The sequence below is a fragment of the Bacillus sp. UNC41MFS5 genome (assembly GCF_000686805.1).
Window position 1 is genome coordinate 366,451 of the sequence record NZ_KK366017.1, and the last position, 23,477, is coordinate 389,927.

Genomic DNA, 23,477 nt, shown 5'->3' on the forward strand with positions numbered 1-23,477 from the left:
ATAAAAAAATGAATTACTTTGTGAGTCACTTTATATCAAAAGTGGCTTTTTGTTTTATATAATTATTAGCGGAATAATTGTGAGAGGTATAAAAATTCATAATTTCTGCAAATTTTTGTTGTAGAATACCTTTTGAAATAAAAATTTTTAGGAGGTAAATATGAAAAGTGAAAAATTGGTGGTAGGATTTGTTTTTTTGATCTTAATGCTAATGTTGTCTGCCTGTGCTAACAATAGTAATGAGAAGGGTTCTGATGATAATAAAAAAATGGACCATAATAGTACGGATATGGAACATATGGAACACTCAAGTTCAGGTGAGATTCCTAATGGTTTAAAGGAAAAAGCGAATCCAACCTATAAAGTGGGAAGTCAAGCTATTATCAATGCTGACCATATGGAAGGTATGAATAAGGCTAAAGCAACAATAGTGGGAGCCTATGAAACAACAGCCTACGCCGTTACCTATACTCCAACTACAGGTGGAGAAAAAGTGAAAAACCATAAATGGGTGATTCAAGAAGAAATTAAGAATGCTGGTAGTACATCATTAAAACCTGGAACGGAAGTTATCTTAGAAGCAGACCACATGGAAGGTATGAAGGGTGCCACCGGTACAATTAATTCAGCAGAACAAACAACTGTATATATGATTGACTACACTCCGCTTGATGGTGGAGAAAAGGTTACAAATCATAAATGGGTAACAGAAAGTGAACTTTCAACCAAATAAAAGGTATATATATTGATTTAAGGTGATCAAATGTACAGTATTTTAAGTCAATTTAGCTCGCTCGTAAGTAAACCGTTTACCAATATAGCCTATAGTTTAGAAGCATGGCCAATAGTCTTTGCGTTTATTTTAGGACTTATTGGGGCTCTTGCACCTTGTCAGCTAACTGGTAATATTAGTGCTGTAACTCTTTATGGAAACCGTTCTATTCAAAAGAAAATCGCTTGGAAGGATGTTAGCTTTTTCACTTTCGGAAAAATAGTAGCATTTTCTTTATTAGGTATTTTGGTGTGGTTACTAGGAAGGGAATTTGAACAAAATCTTACTTTATATTTTCCGTGGCTTCGGAAGATAATGGGGCCTTTATTAGTTTTTGTTGGCCTGTTTATGATGGGTTTTATCAAATTAACAGGAACTTTAAATCTATTAAAGGGATTAAATGTATACAAGAGTGAAAATCCATTCGGCTCTTTTATGTTAGGATTTAGTTTTTCATTAGCATTCTGTCCGACTATGTTTGTACTTTTCTTTGTCACCTTAATGCCTGTCGTATTGTCTAGTACTTATGGGTTTATTCTGCCCCCAATATTTGCAGTTGGAACCGCTATTCCACTATTGATTTTTATTTTTATCATCTGGTTCTTAGGTGGTAGTGGAGTGATAATGAAAAAAGGGAGAAAGTTTGGGATGGTGATACAAAAGATTGCTGGGATTCTGATGTTTCTCTTAGGAATTTTTGATACATTAACTTATTGGTCATTATAACAATAACAACAAAAAAACAACGAATGATTCATCGTTGTTTTTTTGTCATGAATAATTTCTAGTATTTGAAAATAGTGCTGGTACCAAATCTAAGGTTTTGATGAAGAGTGTGGCGAAAAATGACTAATTGGATCCTATATAAAAATATTCAAAAATCAAAACTAGGCAAATGTCCATCTTGCTCTAATGATTGCTCTTGTAGTGGGGGGAATTGCAAATGCAAATAGCATAATAAAAAATTAACATTTACATAGGGTAGGTGGGTATGGTAATATATAATTAAAGGAAAGATAATTATTAATAACCATCTTTCCAGTTCATGAAGTTATTGATAAGTTAATAACCACTATCTAAAGGCTTATAAAAAAATAAGTAATATGAAAGGGAGTTTATAAAATGGAAAAATTAACACTGAAGGTTCAAGGAATGTCATACGGACATTGTGTGAAAGCGGTAGAAGGAAGTGTCGGTGCTCTTAAGGGGGTTACTTCTGTAAAAGTTGATTTAAAAGCAGCACAAGTGGATGTTGAATTTAATAACCAAGAGGTTACATTAGATAAGATTAAAGAAACCATTGATGATCAAGGATACGATGTGAAATAAATAGTGAAAAGACGTGCTAGTTGATAGCACGTTCTTTTTACAAAGAAATATACCTCTATAGGGTATGAGGAGATGGCTTTAATGAGTCAAAATTTTAAGGAAAGCAATTTGAAAATAAGTGGAATGACCTGTGCGGCTTGTGCTACGAGGATTGAAAAAGGTCTAAGAAAATTAGACGGAATAGAAACTGCAAATGTTAATCTAGCCTTAGAGAGTTCGAATGTTAAATATAATCCAGAAAAAATCGATCTAAGAGAAATTGAAAAAAAAATCAAGGATCTAGGTTATGATGTTATAAATGATAAAAGTGATACAGGTGATCACCGGCAAAAGGAAATAGATAAACAATCCGGGAAGTTTATTTTTTCAGCAATCCTTTCTTTCCCACTATTATGGGCAATGGTTGGTCACTTTTCATTCACATCATTTTTATGGGTTCCAAAAATGTTTATGAATCCATGGGTGCAATTTGCACTGGCTACTCCGGTACAGTTTTTAATCGGGAAACAATTTTATGTTGGAGCCTATAAAGCATTGAAAAATAAAAGTGCCAATATGGATGTTCTTGTTGCTTTAGGTACATCAGCCGCATATTTTTATAGTTTGTATCTATCTGTACTTACTCTTGGAAGTATGGCGCATTCAGTAGAACTTTATTATGAAACAAGTTCTATTCTTATTACCTTAATTATTCTCGGGAAGCTTTTTGAAGCAAAGGCAAAAGGGCGTTCATCTGAAGCGATTAAGAAACTTATGGGTCTGCAAGCAAGGACAGCAACTATTGAAAGGTTGGGAATTGAACAGCAAGTTCCTATTGAAGAAGTTAAGGTTGGCAACATTCTGCATATTAAGCCTGGTGAGAAGATTCCAGTAGATGGAAAAATAGTAGAAGGTACATCAGCAATTGATGAGTCGATGCTTACAGGTGAAAGTGTCCCGGTTGATAAAAAAATAGGTGATGAAGTTATTGGTGCGACAATTAATAAAAATGGATTTTTAAAAGTGGAAGCAACAAAAGTAGGAAGAGATACGGCTTTAGCTCAAATTATTAAGGTAGTGGAGGAAGCACAAGGTTCAAAGGCTCCTATTCAACGCCTTGCGGACCAGATTTCTGGAGTGTTTGTCCCTATTGTTGTGGCTCTTGCTGTAATAGCATTCATAGTTTGGTATGTATGGGTAACACCTGGTGATTTTGCTAATGCTCTTGAAAAGATGATTGCTGTCCTTGTTATTGCCTGTCCATGTGCGCTGGGTTTGGCAACGCCGACTTCGATTATGGCTGGTTCAGGTCGTTCTGCCGAATACGGAATTCTGTTTAAAGGCGGCGAACATTTAGAAATGACACATAAAATTTCTACTGTTGTTTTGGATAAAACCGGTACAGTAACAAACGGAGCACCTGTTTTAACAGATGTTTTCACAAATCAAAATCAATCAGAGGAAGAATTCCTATCACTAGTTGGCTCAGCAGAAAAACAATCAGAGCATCCACTAGCACAAGCAATCGTTCAAGGTATTAAAGATAAGGGGATATCTTTAAAGAATGTAACGGAATTTGAAGCGATTCCTGGATTTGGTATAAAAGCAAAAGTGGATGGAAAAGAGTTGTTAGTTGGAACAAGGCAGTTAATGAGTAAGTTTAATGTACCTGTCGAAAATGCTTATGATCAGATGAGTGAATTAGAAAGGGGTGGGAAAACAGCGATGCTTGCTACTATAGATGGCCAATATGCAGGTATGGTGGCTGTGGCGGATACAATTAAAGAGACATCCAAAACAGCTATCGACCGCCTTAAGAATATGGGGATTGAAGTAATTATGATTACAGGCGATAATCAACAGACCGCAAAAGCAATTGCAGCCCAAGTGGGTATCGACACTGTCATTGCTGAGGTCCTTCCTGAAGGCAAGGCAGATGAAATAAAGAAATTACAGGCAGTAGGTAAGAAAGTTGTAATGGTCGGGGATGGAATCAATGACGCCCCAGCCCTTGCAGTTGCAGATATTGGAATGGCTATTGGAACCGGAACAGATGTTGCAATGGAAGCAGCAGATATAACGCTAATTCGAGGGGATTTAAATAGTATTGCTGATGCCATATTTATGAGTAAAAAAACAATCCGTAATATTAAGCAAAATCTATTTTGGGCGCTTGCCTATAATACACTTGGTATTCCAATCGCTGCTCTTGGATTCCTTGCTCCATGGCTTGCTGGTGCAGCAATGGCGTTCAGTTCAGTTTCTGTTGTTCTCAATGCATTACGTTTACAAAAAGTAAAATTATAAAGGAGAGCCATTTTGGCTCTTCTTTTTTTTCTATTAAAGCTAAAGTGATGAAAAATTGAGGTCAGATTTTACAAATCTATGAACAAATGAATAGAAAATCAATACTCCATATTATCTCCAATAAAAACGCATACAATCTGCAAATTTCCCCATTACATTAAACATATGAACATTAGATGCATAAATAACTTTTTGGAGGTGGAAAAATGAAGAATTTATTTTTATTTATATTTGCATTAGCATTTATCCTTTCATTCGATGTAACGGCATTTGCAGATGAGGGGCATTCTCACTGCCCCGATATTAAACAAGCAACAGAGAGATTATTCCTTTAGATCTTGCTGGACATCTGGCTCATAACCTTTTCCACATCTTCACTGAAGGTAAGGCAGTATGGTTTAATTCAATTAGATTATTTGGAGTAGATTCAACTCCATCAAGTTTAAGTCTCGCCTCAACTTCAACCGTACAAATGATTCAGTATCTAGTGATATTAATCGGGTTGGTAGGTACTTGTTATGTTGTGTACAGAATGGGTAGAGGTAAAATGACATCTTTTAAAGCTATGCTGCCATATTACGTACTAATGACGGTACTAGCAATCACTAATATTTATTTATTCTCCTTACCTATGATGCATAGGGTTTGATGTAGATAAAATATGAACCAAAATGGGGACGGGATTAATTAAAATCTGTGCAGAAGTTTTAGTTAATCCCTTCCCTTTTATGATTATTACTTGAAAACCCAACTTTCTAATGATAATTATTAATAAAAATCCCTCAATTTCTGTAAAAGTTCAACAATTATTCACAAGTTGGTCAGATAAAGATATTGTTATTAACCCTATTTATCATTATCATAGTATCGACAGTAGAAACTATTTTGCTTAAAGCTATAATTTAATTATTACAACAACGATTTTGATAAAGGGAGTGAGGGTTTGCGAACAAAACAGAATGCCAGTACATTACTAATAATCCTTGCCCTGTTTCTATTTTTATTTCCGTCTATTTCTTCAGCGCACGCCTACATAAAAAAATCTACACCATTGGAAAATGAAACAGTAGAAAAAGCACCGACCGAGGTAACGATAAAATTTGATGAATCAATCCAACCGGCCTTTAACTCCATTAAGGTGTTTGATTCGGAAGGTAATCGAGTCGATAAAAACAATGGGCAAATTGATCCAAAACAACCATCCATATTAAAAAGCGGATTAAAGAAGGATCTTCCCAATGGATCCTATCGAATAAAGTGGAAGGTGGTTTCAAGTGATGGCCATCCTGTCGAAGGAGTCATTCCATTTCAGGTTGGTGATGAAGGTCAAAATTCAGCTGCTTCCAATAAGGTAACAAAGGGTTACAAACCCAAGGCCGATCTAATCGTCATTCGTTGGCTTCAATATATTAGTAATGCCTGTTATGTCGGTCTAATCTTTTTTTATATGATGGTCATGCCCAAGAAGTTAAGGGAGATAGAATCAGTTGACAAGAAGTTCCGGAAGCTAATTAGTGCAAGTCTAACACTCCTATTCTTTAGCATCCTGTTAAGTCTGCCATTACAGGCAACGATTGAATCTGGTTTTCCATGGAGTGAAGTGTTCAGCTTTACATTATTAGAAAATATCTTAACGAACACGAATTATGGTCATTCATGGATTATGCAAATTGCCCTCCTCATTACTCTTGCTCTCCTTACCACTTTCATCGGGATGGCCGAGAGTACGAAACGAATCATTTTGTGGGCTTGTTTTATTTTAGGAAATGCCTTGCTATGGACAAAGTCTATGACTAGTCATGCCGCTTCACAACCGAATCAATCTTTAACGATTGCGATGGATTTTCTTCATTTATTTGCCGCATCGATATGGATTGGAAGTTTAGTTGGTTTTGTGGGCTATCTATCATTACGGAAAAATACAGATTTAAAACAAGATTATCTAAGAATGATAAAAAACTTCTCCAAATGGGGATTAATTATAGTTCTTCTCTTAACCTTTACAGGAATATATAGCAGCCTATTATATATTCCTAACCTTACAGCTCTGGTTCAAACAAACTATGGACAGGTATTAATAGGTAAAGTTAGTTTATTTGTCCTAATGGTTGTGCTTGCTGGGGTGAATTTTCTTAAAGGAAAAAAGGGAACTGCAAAGGGATTAGGGAGACCATTAAAGGGTGAACTTTTGATGGGTCTAATCATTCTTATTCTTTCTGTCGTGTTAACCAATTTACCAACAGCCATGCAGTCGCCGGGGCCGTTCAAGGAAACCAATAGAATAAATGTAGGCAAGCAAATTACACTGAAAGCAACCCCAAATATAATTGGAACGAATTTATTTGAAGTTACATTAAAAGACAAAGCAGGACAGCCTATCAAAGATATTGAACAATTACACCTAACGTTTACAATGCTCGAAATGGATATGGGAAAAGAAACAGTTAACTTAGCAAAAACGGCTGAAGGAAAGTACGAAGTGAAAGGGTTACATTTTACCATGGCTGGAGAGTGGAACGTACATGTACACGTTTTAACAAAGTCATTAGAAAGTATCGATACAGATTTCAACGTTTTAGTGGGAAGTCAATAAAAACATCTGAGGAGAGTTAATAATGAAAAAAATGATTGGCAGAATTTCAAAAGTATTTATTCCAGCAGTAATCAGCTTATTTTTCTTTTCAAGTATGGCAAGTGCTCATGTAACAGTGATGCCAAAAACATCTTCTACAGGGGCTTGGGAAACTTATACATTAAAGGTGCCAGTAGAAAAAGATGTAGCTACTACGAAAGTAACTGTCAAAGCACCAGCAGGTGTTGAAGTTATGTCTTATCAACCCGTTCCAGGCTGGACCTATTCATCTGAAAAGGATGCTAGTGGAAAAGTAAAAACATTCACCTTTGAAGCGACCGGGGAAGGGATTTTAAGTGGTCAATTCCAACAATTTGTATTTGTAGCGAAAAACCCTGAAAAGGCAACCAAAGCTGCTTGGGATGCTTTTCAATATTACAAGGATGGCAGTATAGTCGAATGGACAGGAGAAGAAGGGTCTGATTCACCCCATTCTATTACAGATATTGTAACAGCTTCCACCACGGATCAACATAGCAGTCAAACAACAGAACATAGTGATAAGACACAGTCAAAAGATAAGGAGAAAACGAAAACAGAAGTGACTAAAAAGAAAACGGAAACATCCACATCTTTATCACTAATTTTATCGGGATTAGCAGCGTTGCTTTCCTTCGCTGCACTGATTATCGCAATCCGAAAAAAATAAAACGTAAATAGAAGATGCCGTGTGCATCTTCTATTTTTTATAATGTTAAAATATGGTGGCTTCGTGGTCTTATTTATAGGGCAATACCTTGAGTTCGGCTATTTTTCCTTTTGATCGTTTCTACTAATGCTTTAAATAGTTTTAGTGAATGATGGAAAATTGGACTTTGAATGAATGTATAAAGGAAAGTAGCAATAAACACGGGTCCTCCTAATAATAAACCAATCAACAATACGAAGCTTTCTACAATAATGCGTGCTTGACTAACTGATAACTTAGTTTTATCAGAGATGGATAGCATAAAGCCATCACGAGGACCAGCACCGATTCCTGCTGCGACATACATCCCGCCGCCGACCCCTGTAATCATGATTCCACAGAGAAGAATGAGGTAATCAACCCAAGTACCCGTTGCTTTTGGAAGAATATCTAACCAGAGAAAAAAGTCCATGATAGGTCCAATACATAAGGCATTAAGGATGGTACCAATGCTAATATAACTCCTTGCTACAAAAAAGGAAATGATAATGAGGATCAACCCGCATATAACTCCCCAAGTTCCAATGGTTAATCCAAAATGTTGAAATAGAGCAACATTAAGTACCTCCCAAGGATGTAGTCCCACATATTTTACCTTAACAGCAATTGCATTTCCTAAGCCAAAAAAGGTTAGTCCCGCAAAAAATAATAAATACTGAACCAACTTCATCTTTCAGTTACCTCCACAAAACGTTCTGTTTTCTGAAAATTAAAACCTATCTTAAGATTCTAAAGTATGATGTGATAATAATCAATGATTAATTAGGGATATAGAATTGAATTCATTAGATTGATATAATTTAAATATGGTAGAATAGTTGAAATTTTTCATAGGATAGAGGGGATATCTATGCATCTCGTTGCATCAGAAAAAGTAAAAAAAATGTCGGCTAGTATTTTTCAAGAGGTAGCGAATCGAAAACTAAAAGCAATCAAAGCTGGTAAGGATGTCATTGATTTAAGTGTAGGAAGTCCAGATTTTCCACCGCCTTCATTTGTTGTGGATACATTGATCGATTCCGCCAGTGACTCAAGCAAATATGGCTACACCCTGACAGGGATACCTGAATTTAATCACGCGGTAAGTTATTTTTATAAGCAAAGATATGCGGTTGACCTTAACCCAGGGTCTGAAGTATTGCAGTTGATGGGGTCTCAGGATGGTCTAGCTCATTTGGCTACGGCTATCATTAATCCTGGTGATTATGTATTGGTACCAGATCCCGGATATCCTATCTATGAGGCAAGTGTAAATATTGCAGGCGGGATTATCTATCCGATGCCGTTATTAGCAGAAAACAAGTTTCTACCAATGCTTGAGGAAATCCCGTTAGATGTGTTAGATAAAACAAAAATGATGATAATCAGTTATCCTGGTAACCCTGTAACAGCTTTAGCGGATCAGTCATTTTTTGAAAAGGTAGTTGACTTTGCTAAGCATCACAATATTTTGGTTGTTCATGATTTTGCGTATTCTGAGTTAATTTTCGATGGGAATCCACAACTTAGTTTCATGTCTGTCCCTGGGGCAAGGGAGATTGGAATTGAATTTAATTCCCTTTCGAAAACTTTTAATATGGCTGGATGCCGGATTGGTTATGTCGTTGGCAATGAGCAAGCCATTGACATCTTGGCTTCATTTAAATCCCATATTGATTATGGAGTCTTTTATCCGATCCAAAAAGCAGCAGAAAGGGCGTTAACTTCAGATTTTGCTTTTCTTAAAACACAGGTGAATGAATATGAACTCCGTCGCGATGTGTTGATTTCTGGGCTTGAAAAAAGCGGTTGGCAAGTGGCTAAGTCTCCGGCAACCATGTTTGTGTGGGCAAGAATCCCTGCAGGCTGGAAATCCCGTGAGTTTGCCTTTGAATTGATTGACCAAGCTGGAGTGGCTGTCATTCCTGGTGATGCGTTTGGAAACCAAGGTGAAGGCTATGTTCGGATTGCAATGGTACAACCACCAGAACGACTCTCCCAAGCGGCTGAACGAATTCATGAATTCCTATTGGAATATTCAAGAAATAAGTAAAAAGCTAATATCATCTGTGATGGGGATATTTTTGGCAAAATGCTTCTGGCCTCTTCTATAAATAATAAATTCTACATATATTTTTTAAAAGACCTTCTGTTGCAAGAGGGTCTTTTACTTTGAAAATGAAAGAGGGATAAAATGCTAAGCGATTTACAACATTTAGAATTAGATATCCCGATTGAAGTGATTTGGGACTTTATTCGAGACGAAAACAATTGGGCACCGCTTGTACCTGGTTATATTCAACATGAAAAGATAAATGAACGTCAAATCAGTTGGGAATTTAAGAGCGATCTTGGCGTAATGAAAAAAAAGGTTAGTTTATTAATAGATATTAAAGAGTGGAATGAACCATCAAGGGTATCTTTTGAATTAAGACGTTCAAATGAAAAACATTTAGGTGAGGGTTATTTTGAAGCAAAAGCTTTAAATAAAAATAAAACTCGTGTAACGGGCTTTCTAGAAATCAATGCATCAGGACCGATGGGATCATTAGCTAATTCCCTTTTCAAAAAAGCACTCCAAAAATCGGATGATGAGGTAGCGTCAGTCATATCTACTAAGTTAGAAGAATTTCATCGCAGGTAAAAAAATTAAGATAAACTTAAGCAACCAATGATAAAGTTAGTCCAAATTCCACTATCACCCAAGATAGAGGACAGGAGGATTAACGATGAAACAATTAAAACCAAACAAAGTCCTAAATGTAATGCTTGTTATTTCACTGGTATGGGTGGGAGCTGAGTCATCCATACCATCTGCCTATGCTGAAACGAACCCTACAACAGTTCAAGAAAACCAACTAGCGAGCACTCTTTCAAAATTAGAAATTGAAGGAATGGAGCTCGATCAGAAATTCACTGAAAATTTATTTGAATATACTGCCACAGTTGGCAACGAGATTGAAAATATAAATTTATTAGTAGATAGCTCTAATACAGATTCATCGATTACGATCAACGGTCAGGAAATTGTCAATGGGACAACAGGGACTTATGCGCTTCAAACAGGTGAAAATAAGTTTATTTTATCTGTAAATAATGGAACTGGTTCATCAAATACCTATACCTTGACTGTAATAAGAGAGAAAAATGCGAATAATTTCTTGCAAAGTATTGAACTATCAAAAGGTGAGTTATCACCCAAATTTTCTACAGAAGTTAATGACTATAAGGTTAATGTTCCAAATGAAGTTCCTGCCATTACAGTTAAACCGACAGCGATAGAAGCAACATCAACAATAAAGGTGAATTCTACTATAGCAGGGAAAGATGGAGTGGATGTTTCGCTTCCCGTTGGTCAGTCAGATATCATTATCACGGTAACAGCTGAAAATGGCACGAATAAGATATATACCATCCAAGTTACAAGAGCGAAGGCTTCGGAAGATAAGACAGTGGAAGATAAGCCAGTGGAAGTCAAAGCACCTGCAGCAAATCAGAACAATAATCCAGTTTCTATACAGCCAAGTACAAGAACAAATAATCGACCTAATTCTGTACAGCCAACATCCCAACAGCAAAGTTCCTTAAATACTGAAAAAGTAAGTAAAGCATTACTTTCTTCACTGTCAGTGTCTGAAGGAACATATGACAGCGCGTTTACAAGCGATGAGTTTACGTACCATGTGACGGTTTCAAGTGATGTGGATGAAATAACACTAGAGCCGATTGCAAAATATAGCAGTTCTGAAATATTGATTGAAGGCGGCACGAGCAAAATAATTAAACTGGAAAATGACAAGAAAACAATTATTTCTGTCGTCGTTAAGTACGATGATGATGATCGAAAGACATATGTGCTTGTGTTTGATAGAGAATCTTAAAATAAATAACACTTTAGATACACCTAAAAAACCTGCATATCGCAGGTTTTTTTCGTATAATTGAAAATTTATAAAAAAAAAAGAAAACTTATTTTTAACACGTCCTATAAAATTGTGGTATATTAATAAATAAAAAATTTAGCGAATTCTGAGATTAAAGGAAGGTGGCATTATGACAACAGAAGTAAAAGTAAATGACAGCAGTCTTCCGTTGCGGCGTGATGTAAAATTACTGGGTAAAATGTTAGGAGATATTCTAATTAATCACAGTGGTTCTGCATTATTTGATAAAGTGGAAAAAATACGTTTAATGTGTAAAACATTAAGAGAAAATTTTGATCAATCAATTTATGATGCCTTAAAAGAAGAAATTTCTAGTCTAGATGCTCCGATGAGGAAACAAGTTATTCGAGCATTCTCAATGTATTTTCATTTGATTAATGCAGCGGAACAGAACCATCGCATGCGTAGAAGAAGACAGTACCAACTTCAAGAGGAAACGGTTGTCCAACCTGCTTCGATTGAAAGTGCGATTCTTTTGCTTAAAGAGAAGGATATTGAAGAAGATGTCATTCAAGATACCTTAAATACTTTATCTCTGGAGCTTGTAATTACAGCTCACCCAACAGAGGCAACGAAACGGTCCATACTTGAAATTCAGCAGCGAATTGCTGAAATTCTTAAAAGTCTCGATCACCCTTTATTAACAAGTAGAGAAAGAAAAAAGCTTGAAGAAAGTTTGTTTAATGAAGTTTCAATACTTTGGCAAACCGATGAATTACGACAAAACAAGCCTACTGTTATAGACGAAGTTCGAAATGGTTTGTATTATTTTGATCAAACTCTTTTCGAAGTTCTGCCAGAAATTCATCAAGAAGTGGCTGAGGGTTTAGAAAAGAACTTCACAAATACACAATGGGAAGTTCCTAATTTCTTGCGTTTTGGTTCATGGATTGGTGGGGACCGGGATGGAAATCCAAACGTTACACATGATGTCACTTGGGAGACATTGAAAAAACAAAGAAGACTCGTCTTAAAAAAATATAAAAAAGCTTTAGTGGAATTAATGAAACGATACAGTCATTCCACTTCAAGGGTAGAGGTAAGTAATGATCTTCTTACATTAATTGAGCAAGAAGATACATACTTAACTGATGACCAAAAATGGCCAAATAAAGGTGAAGCATACCGCCGAGCATTTGCAATTATTATTGAACGTGTAAAACAAGTAGGTAAAACGGACTTAGGCTATAAATCTGCCGATGAATTATTAGAAGACTTGAATGTGATTAAAAGGAGTTTGAAAAAGCACCATCCATCAGCTCATGAATTAAAGATTATTCAAAAGCTGATCAGACAAGTACAATTATTTGGGTTTCATTTAGCTACACTCGATATTCGAAATCATAGCGGCGAACATGAAGCAGCCATGACAGAAATATTGCGCAAAGTCAGTATCACCGAAAATTATGCGGATCTGTCTGAAGAAGAAAAACTAAAAATATTGCAAAATATCTTATTAGATCCTCGTCCACTGTTATTACTAAATGAAGACTACTCTGCGGAAACACAGGAAATGATTAAAGTGTTCCAAACGATTAAGAAGGCACACGAAGAATTCGGAAGGCGGGCTATTTCCGTTTATCTTGTGAGCATGACAAAATCTCCAAGTGATTTGCTTGAGGTACTTGTGTTTGCGAAAGAGGCTGGGATTTATCGCCTTCACGCAGATGGCACTTTAGAAAGTCATTTACATGTGGCTCCATTACTGGAAACAATCGACGATTTAACAGCTGGACCAAAAATAATGGAAACACTTTTCGAGATGCCTGTCTATCGTAATCATTTGCAAATATTGGGGGACCAGCAGGAAATCATGCTTGGCTACTCAGACGGAAGCAAAGATGGTGGTACCTTGACAGCAAACTGGAAACTATATAAGGCTCAAATTGAAATTCATGAAATGGCGAAAAGGTACCAAATCGGCCTAAAGTTCTTCCATGGCCGTGGTGGTTCGTTAGGCCGTGGCGGCGGTCCATTAAATAAAAGTATCCTGTCGCAGCCGGCTGAAACGATTGGAGATGGTGTCAAAATTACCGAGCAAGGTGAAGTTTTGTCTTCAAGATATTTGCTTGAGGATATTGCCTACCGTAGTTTAGAGCAAGCAACCTCCACGTTACTTTTAGCCGTTGCACATATATCTAAAGAAGCAGAGCAAGGTTATCAACGTGATCCAATTTGGGTTGAGACGATTGAAGAAATCTCAAGCTTAGCCTTAACAAAATATCAATCATTGGTGTTTGGTGATCCAGATTTCCTTACCTATTTCACTGAAGCAACACCACTAAGAGAGCTCGGGGACTTAAACATCGGCTCTAGACCGATGAGCAGAAAAAATCAAGGACGATTTGAAGATTTACGGGCTATTCCTTGGGTATTCGCTTGGACGCAAAGCCGCCAACTGCTTCCTGCATGGTATGCAGCCGGAACTGGTTTAGCAGGTTTTGCAGAAAAGGGAGAACAAAATTTGAATATTCTCCAGGATATGTATGAAAAATGGCCGTTTTTCCAATCAACGATTGATAATTTACAAATGGCATTAATGAAAGCAGACATTACGACGGCCAGAGAATATTTATCACTTGTTGAAGACCAAACGATTGCTGAAAGAATATTTACTAATATTCTTGAAGAATTTGAAAGAACCAAAGAAATTCTTCTTAGAATTACAGGAGATAAAGAATTGCTTGATCATACACCAAATATTAAGGATTCAGTATATAGAAGAAATCCATATGTCGATCCGTTAAACTTTTTACAAGTAGAGTTAATAAAAGAACTGCGAAATCAAGGTGGATCTAACGAAGACCTATTAATTGAGGTTTTGCTAACCATCAGTGGAATATCAGCTGGATTACGGAATACTGGTTGATTTATAAAAGTAAGCCATAAATTCTTTTTCAAAAAGGATTTATGGCTTTTTTATTTAGGTGGAAATTTATGAAAAATTTATGAAAAATTTATGAAAAATTTATGAATTCTTTAAAAATGAATGGTTACTCATTCATTTTTACGCTAAATTCGACATTTTTCGATTTATCCAACGTGCTATATTTTAACCAGAAGAGAGAAGGAGTGAAATTCCACGTAATTATAAGGAGATACAAGTCTATTTTTAGTTAAATCAATGAAAAAGGAATGAACTTGGAGGGAATATTACATGGCAGTTGAAGAAAAGGTAGTACATGAAAAACATCTAATCATTTCAATAATCGATACGTTAGCAAATAATGCAGTGAAAGCACTTGGCGAATTCCGTACTTATAACCAAGAGATGGTTGATGAAATTGTCAAACAAATGGCTCTTACTGCACTTCAAAATCATAAGAATCTTGCAAAATTGGCTATAAATGAAACAAGAAGAGGGGTTTATGAAGATAAGGTATTCAAAAATATGTTTGCGACTGAGTTCATTTATAACAATATTAGAGACATGAAAACAGTGGGTGTAATCAACAAAAACGAAAATGAAGGAATGGTAGAGATTGCTGAGCCAGTAGGGGTGATTGCTGCTGTTATACCAATAACAAATCCAACCTCTACTGTGATCTTTAAATCATTGATTTCACTTAAAACAAGGAACCCAATTATTTTTGCGTTCCCGCAGTTTGGTCAAAAATGTTGTACGGAGACGGCGATATTACTGAAGGAAGCAGCCATTAGGGCAGGTGCACCAGAGAATTGCATACAGTGGATTGAAGTCCCTTCACATGAAGCGTTTCAGACCTTAATGAAGCATCCAAAGGTTTCTCTCATTCTAGCAACGGGTGGGCCAAATCTAGTAAAGGCAGCTTACAGTTCAGGTAAACCCACACTTGGAGTTGGTGCAGGTAATGTACCTTGTTATATTGAAAAAACAGCTAATATCAAACGGGCTGTTAACGACATTATCCTGTCGAAAACTTTTGATAACGGGATGATCTGTGCTTCTGAACAGGCATTAATTATTGATCAGGAGATTTATGATGAAGTGAAACAGGAAATGATTATAAATAATTGTTATTTCCTTAATGAAGAAGAACGATTAATGGTGGAGAAGGTTGCCATTTTTGAAAAAACGAATACCATTAATCATTTAATTGTCGGGTTACCTGCCACAATGATTGCCAAATTGGCAGAGGTGAATGTTCCTGAAAATACCAAGATTCTTATTGCAGAAATAGAGGGTGTAGGGCCAAAATATGCGCTCTCATGTGAAAAATTAAGTCCGATTCTTGCCTGTTACAAGGTTAATAGTTTTGCAGAGGGTATGCAAATTGCTGAAGAAACCTTGGAATATGGTGGTCTTGGGCATTCAGCATCTATTCATACCGCAGACCAATGTTTAGTAGATTTGTTTGCACTACGTATGAAGGCAGGGCGAATCATGGTCAATACACCATCGACACATGGTGCAATCGGGGATATTTATAATACATCATTACCGTCATTAACAATCGGATGTGGTACTTATGGAGGGAACTCTGTGTCACAAAATGTAGGAGCACAAAATCTCATAAATATTAAAAAGGTGGCAAAAAGAAGAACATTTACCCAGTGGTTTAAAGTACCATCGCAAATTTTCTTTGAAAAAAATTCAATCCAAATACTCGCGTCTATTCCAGGAATGTCAAAGGCATTCATTGTCACAAGCAATAGTGCTGTCAAAAATGGCTATGTAGACAAGGTTGTTTACTATCTAAACAAGAATCATAGTACAATCCAATTTGAAACATTCTCCGAAATTGAGCCTGATCCTTCCATTGATACTGTAATAATTGGTGCAGAGCGGATGAGAAGATTTCAGCCAGATTGTATTATCGCTCTTGGAGGAGGCTCTGTGATGGATGCCGCAAAAGCGATGTGGCTATTTTACGAACATCCAGAAACTGATTTTCATAGCTTAACACAAAAATTCTTTGATCCTAATAAAAGAGTTGTTAAATTCCCAACTCTACGTGGTAAAGCAAAATTTGTTGCGATTCCAACAACATCCGGAACGGCTTCAGAGGTCACAGCCTTCTCTGTTATTTCAGATAATAAAACAAATATAAAATATCCACTTGCGGATTTCCAATTGACACCGGATGTAGCCATTATCGATCCACAGTTTGTTATGACGGTTCCGAAGCATGTTACTGCTGACACCGGGATGGATGTGTTGACACACGCGATTGAATCGTATGTTTCCGTATTGGCCAATGACTTTACAGATGGACTTGCATTAAAAGCCATTCAACTTGTCTTTAAGTATTTGCCCATAGCTTACCGAGATGGAAGTAATGAACTTGCCCGTGAAAAAATGCACAATGCTTCTACAATAGCAGGGATGGCTTTTGCCAATTCCTTCCTTGGAATTAACCATAGCCTTGCTCATGTTTTAGGGGCTGAATTTAATATTCCACATGGACGCGCCAATGCGATTCTTTTACCTCATGTAATCCGTTACAATGCTGCCAAACCAAATAAGTTCATGACATACCCTAAATATGAAAGTTTCATAGCCGATGAACGGTATGCGGAAATTGCTAAAATGCTTGGGCTTCCTGCGGGTACGACAGAGGAAGGTATTGAAAGCCTAGTCCAAGCAATTATTAAATTAACGAAGGAACTAGAAATCCCGATGAGTATTGAAGCATGCGGAGTCGGTAAAGAAGTATTTGAAAGTAAAGTAGACGTTCTCGCAGAACGTGCATTTGACGATCAGGATACGATTGCAAATCCAAAACAACCATTTATAGGCGAACTTGCAGAAATTTATCGTCAGGCCTTTAGTGGTATATAAAAAGGAAGAAATAAAAAGTTCATGAAAAGGATGCGAGTAGGATGTCTGAGAAAAGAGAAATTGAAAAAGAACAAGAACCTATCCTTGAAACCATTAATAAGGAGGCTGAACAAATTAGAGAAAAAGAGGTGAGCGATTCACAACTATCAAGCCTAGACATTCTCTGGACCAATGCATTTCATGAATTAGACGAATGGGCCAAGCGTGCAGACTTCCGAGATGAGGTATTTCTAAAAGAGGCCATGTTTTTTGCGGATAACATCCAGAGGAATCAAGAAAACATAAAAGATATGGAAGAGAAATTTAATAAGGAATTTACTAAATGGGAAAGGACCGCAAGAGAGGAATTTTTGATGTCCACCACTAGTCTGCAGCATTTCTTTCCACTTAGGTCATACGAAGAAATCAATGCCAAGATAGATCAGATTCAAAAAAGAATCACATCGATTCTAAGTACACCTTGCCAAGTTATTAGCAAAAATCAAGCAATGGATAAATATCTTGAAACGATTGAGCAGTATGTGGCTCTTAGGAAAAAAGGCAGGAAGCAATATATCAAGGCTGTTAAACAAGTTGGAAACCTAATCTTTGAAAATCAAAAAGGCTTTGTCAATCTATTTGCACGACAAATTAAACCGTTGATTTTTCCATTTAATAAATACTTGGAGAAAGAAGTAGAGATTACAAATTCCTAAATAAGGAGGCAAAAAGCATATGACAAAGGATAAAACCAATGATCCATTGCAAGGATTTAGACGAATAAGTGAATTGTGGGAACGACAATTGAATGGCATGCTATACATGATGACTGACAATAATGAATTCGTTCGACTTCTTAAGGTTGGGACAGACAGTCATGCAAGATATATGGAGCGGTTAAGAAAGAACCAAGAACTCATAGCGAGTGTAATAAATATTCCAACCAAAAAAGATATTGCAAATGTAGCAAAATTATCTCTTCAAACCGAAGAAAAAATTGATATTTTAGAAGAACAGGTTTGGAATTTACAGGATAGTTTAGAATCCTTAAATAAGGGAAACGTAGCAATGTTTCAAGAAATGGTGACGATTATAAAACAGATGAAGGCTGAATCAGCTTTCATTCAAACAGAGTTTCAAAATTTAAGACAAGAAATCTCTCAATTAACAGAGATTAAACAGGAACTTGCCGCCTTGAAAAATCTTGTGCAGCCAAAGCAGACAAAAGACAGGGAAAATGTGCTTGTTCTGACTGGTGCTGGCAGTGAGGATGGAAGGGGCTGAGAATGATGATTGCTAATGCACTAGGAAATATTTCATTAGTTGATTTGAAAAAGGAATCTTTAAGATGGGAACAAGTCTATAAAGTCTTAACAGAACCGAAACCAGATATTGTTTCAACACCGAGAGAAATTGTTTGGAAAAAAAATAAATCAACATTATTTTTTCATCCTGCTAAAGAAAAAATATATCAAATCCCTGTGTTTTTAGTCTATTCACTGCTAAATAAATCGTATATTTTAGATGTCGGGGAAGGAAGTAGTGTAGTAGGAGGATTAGCGGAAAGAGGATATGATGTTTACTTCCTTGATTGGGGTTCTCCTGGTTATGAAGATAGTGATATCACTCTTGATAATTATATCCTTGATTATTTGGAAAATGGAGTCAAACGTGCGTTACGGCATTCCGGTGCAAAAGAAATATCGATGATTGGCTATTGTTTAGGAGGTACAATTGCCGCTATTTTTACCTCACTAACAAACTTGCCTATTAAGAATTTAGTTCTTGCAACGGTACCAATTGATTTCAGTATAGGAATCGTTCCTGATAAATGGTTAAAAGGACTTCAAAAAGGGACAATTAATTTTGATCGATTGTCTGAGGTTTATGGTGTGATTCCATCTGAAATCATGTATGGAATGTTTAGAGGACTTTCACCCGTCTACGTAAGTCCATGGGTAAACCTGATCTCCCGTGCACATGATGGTGAATATGTTGAAAAATGGCGGCGGATGGACAGGTGGACAAAAGACTCCGCATCATTTTCAGGGGCTGCTTTCAAACAGCTATTTAATGATTTCTATAAAGATAACAAACTCCTAAAAGGAGAGCTTACAATTGGCGGCAAGAAAGTAGATTTAAAAAATATCCATTGTTCATTCTTTGTCTTCTCAACATCACGAGATACTTTGATACTAGAGAAACAAAGCCTCCCTGTTATTGACATGGTTTCCAGTGAAGATAAAACGTACGAAGTATTTGAAGGTGGACATGTTTCTCTAGCCTTAACCGGAAAGTTTGCCATTTTTGCGGACAAATGGCTCTGCTCACGATCACAAGAAATTTAGGAATTTCTTTGTTAAGAGAGGAAAAGGTAATAGCAGGAAAGAACTCCCATCCTTCCTGCTATTACAAGTTATGAAGCAGTTTTTTGTTGAGTTAGGAAAGTCCTTAAGAGTTTATTAAACCGGTCTTTTGCCTCCAATTTGGCCAGATGGCCGGTATTTCTCATAATGATAAACTCTGAATGTGGAATCAACTTGTGCATCCAAGCCTGAATCCAAACAGGCAAGACGGAGTCGTATTGACCTCCAACAATAAGGGTCGGAACATCTACCCTCGGTAATAACGATAAATTATTTACCTCAAAACATGCTACTAATGAGTCAGCAAATATCTGAGGTTTTGGTTGGAAAAACTTATTGAATTTTTCAAGCGTGTCCTTATTCCACGAATAAAGTGCCATTCGTGCAGCATAATAAGAGTGCTCTTTCATGTATGAAATCTGCTGGAGAAGTTCTTTTCTTGGTTCAAATAATACACATTTCAGTTTCTTAGGAAAATAATGAAATGAACTAATTAACAGGAGAGTGCGGCAGCGTTCAGGTGCCTGTCGGTAAATCTCCTGTGCAACTGCACCACCCATTGACAGACCCAAAATATGAGCGCTTTCAATTTTTAATTCCGCTAATAACCCGAGTATATCTAAGGCAAAGTTTTTTATTGATATTCCTTCCGTCTTACGGCATTCTCCATGACCACGTAAGTCAGGGATGATTAACTCATACTGATCAGCCAATTCAAATTGGTCTTCCCACCCTTCTTTTACTTCACCTAATCCATGGATCAAGACCAACGGATCGCCTGTACCTAAATGTATATAAGGTACTCCCAATTCACTAATTCTTGCTTTTTCCATTTCACACCACCTTTTTAGTATTATTTGTCTATTGTCAAATAGAGGGAAGTGTAGACACCAACTTTTTAACTTTTACTCATAAATATTTGTTGAGTTGACAAAAAATTACTCATAGGTGTAAAATACATATATATAGAATGAGGTGATGAAGATATGGTGAATCAGGACAATCAAACGATTAATCCATCAAAAAATTTTGTGCTGCCATTTATTTTATTGCTTCTTAGCAGGGTGTCACTTCATGGGTATGAACTTAGCCAGAAGCTAGAGGCATTCGGGTTTAAGACGCTTGACCAGGGGAATTTATACAGACTGTTAAGACAACTAGAAAAGGACGAGCTTCTATCTTCAGAATGGGATACAAATGGGAGCGGTCCTGCTAAAAGAAAATATTCAATAACCCACGCCGGAGTTACATACTTAAAGGGTTACGCCAATCAATTAGAAACATATCAATCGTTATTAGATCAATTTTTCAACATGTATACCAGTTTCTTTGAGCTCTACATTCCTTCGTTCCATAAGAAGGATACAATAGAGAAAGACAATAATAAAAAGAGGAGGAAAGACGATGGCACAGAAGAAAAGTGAAACGGTTCAGGCTACTAAAGAAACAAATGTACCAACAGTAGAAGAATCGATGGCCGTAGGATCATTTGTAAACACATTTTGGGATCAATTTGAGCTTTCAAGTGAAAGGGCAAAACAGTTTCGGGAGAATAGAGAAGATGCATACATTAGTGCATTAAAAGAGGTCATTAATTTTAATAAACAATTTAGAAAATCAGTTGCGAGTTTGTATCAACAGTCGAAAAAAACAAATAAGGAAATGGTTTCTGAACTAATGCAGCAATTCTCATTCGGTAAAGAAGAAATCAAGGATGATTTACCAATGAACGAGAGAGAAGAACTTAAAAAACAGATTTTAGATGTTTCTGGACAAATTGAGAAATTAGCATTAACACCAATTAAATCAGTTTTCCATATAGTTGACCAGTTGGAAGATAATTTTGAAAAAAATGCAGAATCAAGTGTTGCAATTGGTCGTGACCAGAGTAATGCATGGCAAAAGGTTGGGAAGGAATATATTAAATTAGCAAGAGATACTCATTTAAACATTATTGATCGAAGCAAAGATAGTCTTAAAGAATTTGTTAAGATGCAGTAGCTACTATTTATCAATTTCTAAGGAGAATCAACTGCATTGAGTAAAATAAGTATCCATTGCATTTCATAAGAACCACAATCTCTTTTCTTAAAATTATAGAGATTGTGGTTCTTTTTATTTGTTGAAGGAATTCAAATATAGAATTATTATACATTTAATTGACTTATAACCAATAATTGCCATTGAAATATAAATGTAATAATAATATTACTCATTTGACAAAGATAGTTGATATACTTTTAGTTGGGACAAAATAAGATGATATTGGAAAGTTTGTATGAAGATTGACCTACATAATTAGATCTCATAGATTTGTGAATTGGTAATTACATAGGATTTTTGTCGTGTTACCTAGAAATTAAAATACATAATTCGTCTTAGATGCTTGATGTCTATTTTAAGAAGGCAGGGGAACCAATTTGAAAAAGAAGATAATCGCACTATGTACGACCATTATTATGGGACTCGGGAGTGTTTTCTCTAGTCCAGAAGTATATGCGAAGGAAAATAAACTTAAAAGTGTCCAGGATCAGCGATCAGGTCTTCAAACAGATATTTCAAAAGCAAATATAGAAATTTTTCAAGTCCAAGATGAATTAATTAAACTAGTTGAACAAATTAACAGAGTTGAGCAAGCCATTAAAGATAATAATAAAATGATTGTTCAAACAGAGGAAAACGTAAAAGCCTCACAGTCCCAAGTGAGGGATCTTCAGGAAGAAATAACAACCATTCAAGAGAGAATTAATAAACGCAATGAAATAATAAAAAAACGTGCCTTATCGCTTCAAGAAAGTGGTGGTCAGGTTAGCTATATACACGTTTTTCTAGGTTCTTCAAGCTTTAGTGATTTTGTAGAAAGACTTGGTGCGGTTGCTTCTATGGTGGAAGCAGACCAAGATCTAGTTAAACAGTATAAAGAGGATCAGAAAGAAGTCCAAACTAAACAATCTTCAGTAATGAAAAAGTTAACCGAATTGCAAAATATGAAAACGGAACTTTTAGGGATGCAAGAACAAATATTAGAACAAAAAGAGCAAAATGACGCTTTAAAAGCAGAACTTAAGATGAAAGAGCAGGAAAAACTTTCTGAGAAAGCAGATTTACAACAGAAAGATGGGACACTAGCAATAAAAGAAGCGCTATTATTAAACGAAGCCCAAAATTCTAAGGGGACGGATAAGAATAATGAAACCGTAAATGTGAATGTTCCTTTACCTACAACCACCAATGAAACCATTAATGTGGTCATTCAAGCTGGAGAAAAATATATTGGGAACTCCGTTTATGTATTTGGAGGGGGAAGAAACTCTTATGATGTCGCCCATGGTAGATTTGATTGTTCGGGATTTGTTGCGTGGGCTTTTAGACAGGCTGGAATTAAAGTGGGCGCTCATACAGATCTCCTAAAAAATACTGGATCAAGAGTTACCCTGAGTGAAGCACGTCCTGGAGATCTAGTATTCTTTGACACTTATAAAATTGATGGACATGTAGGGATTTACCTTGGCGGAGGTAAATTCATTGGTTCTCAAAGTTCAACCGGAATTGCCGTTGCAGATTTAACGCAAGGATTTTACAAAAAGAAGTTTAATGGGCGTGTTATGAGAATCATAAACGACTAACAATATAAAGAAAAAACACTGAATGTGGCAATACTTTAACGCCGCATTTTTCCTTTGGAAAAAAATACATGAAACTAATTTTTGAACGCCTGCGTTAATAATAATGGAGTGTAAA

The 23,477-nt window shown here is 36.3% G+C and carries 20 protein-coding genes; 18 read left to right on the forward strand and 2 right to left on the reverse strand.

Annotated features, from left to right (window positions below; all coding sequences use genetic code 11):
- Nucleotides 1-160: 160 nt before the first annotated feature.
- From BR30_RS0118165 to BR30_RS0118195, 7 genes are all read left to right on the forward strand, one after another.
- A complete protein-coding gene (locus BR30_RS0118165) occupies nt 161-733 on the forward strand; it encodes a YdhK family protein (protein WP_026566215.1) in 573 nt (190 codons plus the stop codon).
- 30 nt (nt 734-763) lie between these two features.
- Nucleotides 764-1,498 (forward strand): urease accessory protein UreH domain-containing protein, encoded by a 735-nt coding sequence (locus BR30_RS0118170; protein ID WP_026566216.1) that lies wholly within the window; start codon nt 764-766, stop codon nt 1,496-1,498.
- A gap of 396 nt (nt 1,499-1,894) precedes the next feature.
- Nucleotides 1,895-2,101 carry a copper chaperone CopZ gene (copZ, locus tag BR30_RS0118175; protein ID WP_026566217.1) on the forward strand — a complete coding sequence of 69 codons (207 nt, stop codon included), beginning with the start codon at nt 1,895-1,897 and terminating at the stop codon, nt 2,099-2,101.
- Between the two features lie 81 nt (nt 2,102-2,182).
- A complete protein-coding gene (locus BR30_RS0118180) occupies nt 2,183-4,387 on the forward strand; it encodes a heavy metal translocating P-type ATPase (protein ID WP_026566218.1) in 2,205 nt (734 codons plus the stop codon).
- Between the two features lie 206 nt (nt 4,388-4,593).
- On the forward strand, nt 4,594-4,722 hold the full coding sequence (locus BR30_RS38480; RefSeq protein ID WP_269320621.1) for a hypothetical protein: 129 nt from the start codon (nt 4,594-4,596) through the stop codon (nt 4,720-4,722).
- A gap of 608 nt (nt 4,723-5,330) precedes the next feature.
- A complete protein-coding gene (locus BR30_RS0118190) occupies nt 5,331-6,980 on the forward strand; it encodes a copper resistance CopC/CopD family protein (RefSeq protein WP_026566219.1) in 1,650 nt (549 codons plus the stop codon).
- Between the two features lie 22 nt (nt 6,981-7,002).
- Complete coding sequence (locus BR30_RS0118195; protein ID WP_026566220.1) at nt 7,003-7,668, forward strand: YcnI family copper-binding membrane protein; 666 nt, start codon at nt 7,003-7,005, stop codon at nt 7,666-7,668.
- A gap of 73 nt (nt 7,669-7,741) precedes the next feature.
- Here the strand turns inward: BR30_RS0118195 and BR30_RS0118200 are convergent, their stop codons facing one another.
- On the reverse strand, nt 7,742-8,377 hold the full coding sequence (locus tag BR30_RS0118200) for a YczE/YyaS/YitT family protein (protein ID WP_026566221.1): 636 nt from the start codon (nt 8,375-8,377) through the stop codon (nt 7,742-7,744).
- Nucleotides 8,378-8,557: 180 nt separating this feature from the next.
- On the opposite strand from BR30_RS0118200, the gene BR30_RS0118205 reads away from it, so the two are divergent.
- The 8 genes from BR30_RS0118205 (at nt 8,558) to BR30_RS0118240 (ending at nt 19,718) form a co-directional block, all read left to right on the forward strand.
- Complete coding sequence (locus BR30_RS0118205) at nt 8,558-9,739, forward strand: LL-diaminopimelate aminotransferase (protein WP_035445732.1); 1,182 nt, start codon at nt 8,558-8,560, stop codon at nt 9,737-9,739.
- Between the two features lie 141 nt (nt 9,740-9,880).
- Complete coding sequence (locus BR30_RS0118210) at nt 9,881-10,330, forward strand: SRPBCC family protein (protein ID WP_026566223.1); 450 nt, start codon at nt 9,881-9,883, stop codon at nt 10,328-10,330.
- An 85-nt stretch (nt 10,331-10,415) separates the two neighbouring features.
- A complete protein-coding gene (locus BR30_RS0118215; RefSeq protein WP_026566224.1) occupies nt 10,416-11,567 on the forward strand; it encodes a cadherin-like beta sandwich domain-containing protein in 1,152 nt (383 codons plus the stop codon).
- A 172-nt stretch (nt 11,568-11,739) separates the two neighbouring features.
- Nucleotides 11,740-14,499, forward strand: coding sequence for a phosphoenolpyruvate carboxylase (gene ppc / locus BR30_RS0118220; protein ID WP_197032356.1), 2,760 nt, complete (start codon nt 11,740-11,742; stop codon nt 14,497-14,499).
- A 288-nt stretch (nt 14,500-14,787) separates the two neighbouring features.
- On the forward strand, nt 14,788-17,391 hold the full coding sequence (gene adhE, locus BR30_RS0118225; protein WP_026566226.1) for a bifunctional acetaldehyde-CoA/alcohol dehydrogenase: 2,604 nt from the start codon (nt 14,788-14,790) through the stop codon (nt 17,389-17,391).
- Nucleotides 17,392-17,432: 41 nt separating this feature from the next.
- A complete protein-coding gene (locus tag BR30_RS0118230) occupies nt 17,433-18,086 on the forward strand; it encodes a hypothetical protein (protein ID WP_026566227.1) in 654 nt (217 codons plus the stop codon).
- A gap of 19 nt (nt 18,087-18,105) precedes the next feature.
- Nucleotides 18,106-18,654: a hypothetical protein gene (locus tag BR30_RS0118235; RefSeq protein ID WP_026566228.1), complete on the forward strand. Its 549-nt coding sequence runs from the start codon at nt 18,106-18,108 to the stop codon at nt 18,652-18,654.
- 2 nt (nt 18,655-18,656) lie between these two features.
- Nucleotides 18,657-19,718 (forward strand): alpha/beta fold hydrolase, encoded by a 1,062-nt coding sequence (locus BR30_RS0118240; protein ID WP_051633676.1) that lies wholly within the window; start codon nt 18,657-18,659, stop codon nt 19,716-19,718.
- 68 nt (nt 19,719-19,786) lie between these two features.
- Here the strand turns inward: BR30_RS0118240 and BR30_RS0118245 are convergent, their stop codons facing one another.
- Entirely contained in the window at nt 19,787-20,569 is a 783-nt protein-coding gene (locus BR30_RS0118245; RefSeq protein ID WP_026566230.1) for an alpha/beta fold hydrolase, read from the reverse strand.
- A gap of 153 nt (nt 20,570-20,722) precedes the next feature.
- Between BR30_RS0118245 and phaQ the strand changes: the two genes are divergently transcribed.
- The 3 genes from phaQ (at nt 20,723) to BR30_RS0118260 (ending at nt 23,362) form a co-directional block, all read left to right on the forward strand.
- Nucleotides 20,723-21,160: a poly-beta-hydroxybutyrate-responsive repressor gene (gene phaQ / locus BR30_RS33935; RefSeq protein ID WP_035445734.1), complete on the forward strand. Its 438-nt coding sequence runs from the start codon at nt 20,723-20,725 to the stop codon at nt 21,158-21,160.
- Complete coding sequence (locus BR30_RS0118255; protein ID WP_026566231.1) at nt 21,141-21,737, forward strand: hypothetical protein; 597 nt, start codon at nt 21,141-21,143, stop codon at nt 21,735-21,737. Before phaQ ends, BR30_RS0118255 begins: the two co-directional genes overlap by 20 nt.
- Before the next feature lie 419 nt (nt 21,738-22,156).
- Nucleotides 22,157-23,362 (forward strand): coiled-coil domain-containing protein, encoded by a 1,206-nt coding sequence (locus BR30_RS0118260; RefSeq protein ID WP_026566232.1) that lies wholly within the window; start codon nt 22,157-22,159, stop codon nt 23,360-23,362.
- Nucleotides 23,363-23,477 lie beyond the last annotated feature (115 nt).

Excerpts from the sequence above, each read along its gene's own strand:
- BR30_RS0118165 (WP_026566215.1), top strand. The coding sequence starts at position 161 with ATGAAAAGTGAAAAATTGGTGGTAGGATTTGTTTTTTTGATCTTAATG.
- BR30_RS0118170 (WP_026566216.1), top strand. The coding sequence starts at position 764 with ATGTACAGTATTTTAAGTCAATTTAGCTCGCTCGTAAGTAAACCGTTT.
- copZ (WP_026566217.1), top strand. The coding sequence starts at position 1,895 with ATGGAAAAATTAACACTGAAGGTTCAAGGAATGTCATACGGACATTGT.
- BR30_RS0118180 (WP_026566218.1), top strand. The coding sequence starts at position 2,183 with ATGAGTCAAAATTTTAAGGAAAGCAATTTGAAAATAAGTGGAATGACC.
- BR30_RS38480 (WP_269320621.1), top strand. The coding sequence starts at position 4,594 with ATGAAGAATTTATTTTTATTTATATTTGCATTAGCATTTATCCTTTCA.
- BR30_RS0118195 (WP_026566220.1), top strand. The coding sequence starts at position 7,003 with ATGAAAAAAATGATTGGCAGAATTTCAAAAGTATTTATTCCAGCAGTA.
- BR30_RS0118200 (WP_026566221.1), bottom strand. The coding sequence starts at position 8,377 with ATGAAGTTGGTTCAGTATTTATTATTTTTTGCGGGACTAACCTTTTTT.
- BR30_RS0118205 (WP_035445732.1), top strand. The coding sequence starts at position 8,558 with ATGCATCTCGTTGCATCAGAAAAAGTAAAAAAAATGTCGGCTAGTATT.
- BR30_RS0118210 (WP_026566223.1), top strand. The coding sequence starts at position 9,881 with ATGCTAAGCGATTTACAACATTTAGAATTAGATATCCCGATTGAAGTG.
- BR30_RS0118215 (WP_026566224.1), top strand. The coding sequence starts at position 10,416 with ATGAAACAATTAAAACCAAACAAAGTCCTAAATGTAATGCTTGTTATT.
- ppc (WP_197032356.1), top strand. The coding sequence starts at position 11,740 with ATGACAACAGAAGTAAAAGTAAATGACAGCAGTCTTCCGTTGCGGCGT.
- adhE (WP_026566226.1), top strand. The coding sequence starts at position 14,788 with ATGGCAGTTGAAGAAAAGGTAGTACATGAAAAACATCTAATCATTTCA.
- BR30_RS0118230 (WP_026566227.1), top strand. The coding sequence starts at position 17,433 with ATGTCTGAGAAAAGAGAAATTGAAAAAGAACAAGAACCTATCCTTGAA.
- BR30_RS0118235 (WP_026566228.1), top strand. The coding sequence starts at position 18,106 with ATGACAAAGGATAAAACCAATGATCCATTGCAAGGATTTAGACGAATA.
- BR30_RS0118240 (WP_051633676.1), top strand. The coding sequence starts at position 18,657 with ATGATGATTGCTAATGCACTAGGAAATATTTCATTAGTTGATTTGAAA.
- BR30_RS0118245 (WP_026566230.1), bottom strand. The coding sequence starts at position 20,569 with ATGGAAAAAGCAAGAATTAGTGAATTGGGAGTACCTTATATACATTTA.
- phaQ (WP_035445734.1), top strand. The coding sequence starts at position 20,723 with ATGGTGAATCAGGACAATCAAACGATTAATCCATCAAAAAATTTTGTG.
- BR30_RS0118255 (WP_026566231.1), top strand. The coding sequence starts at position 21,141 with ATGGCACAGAAGAAAAGTGAAACGGTTCAGGCTACTAAAGAAACAAAT.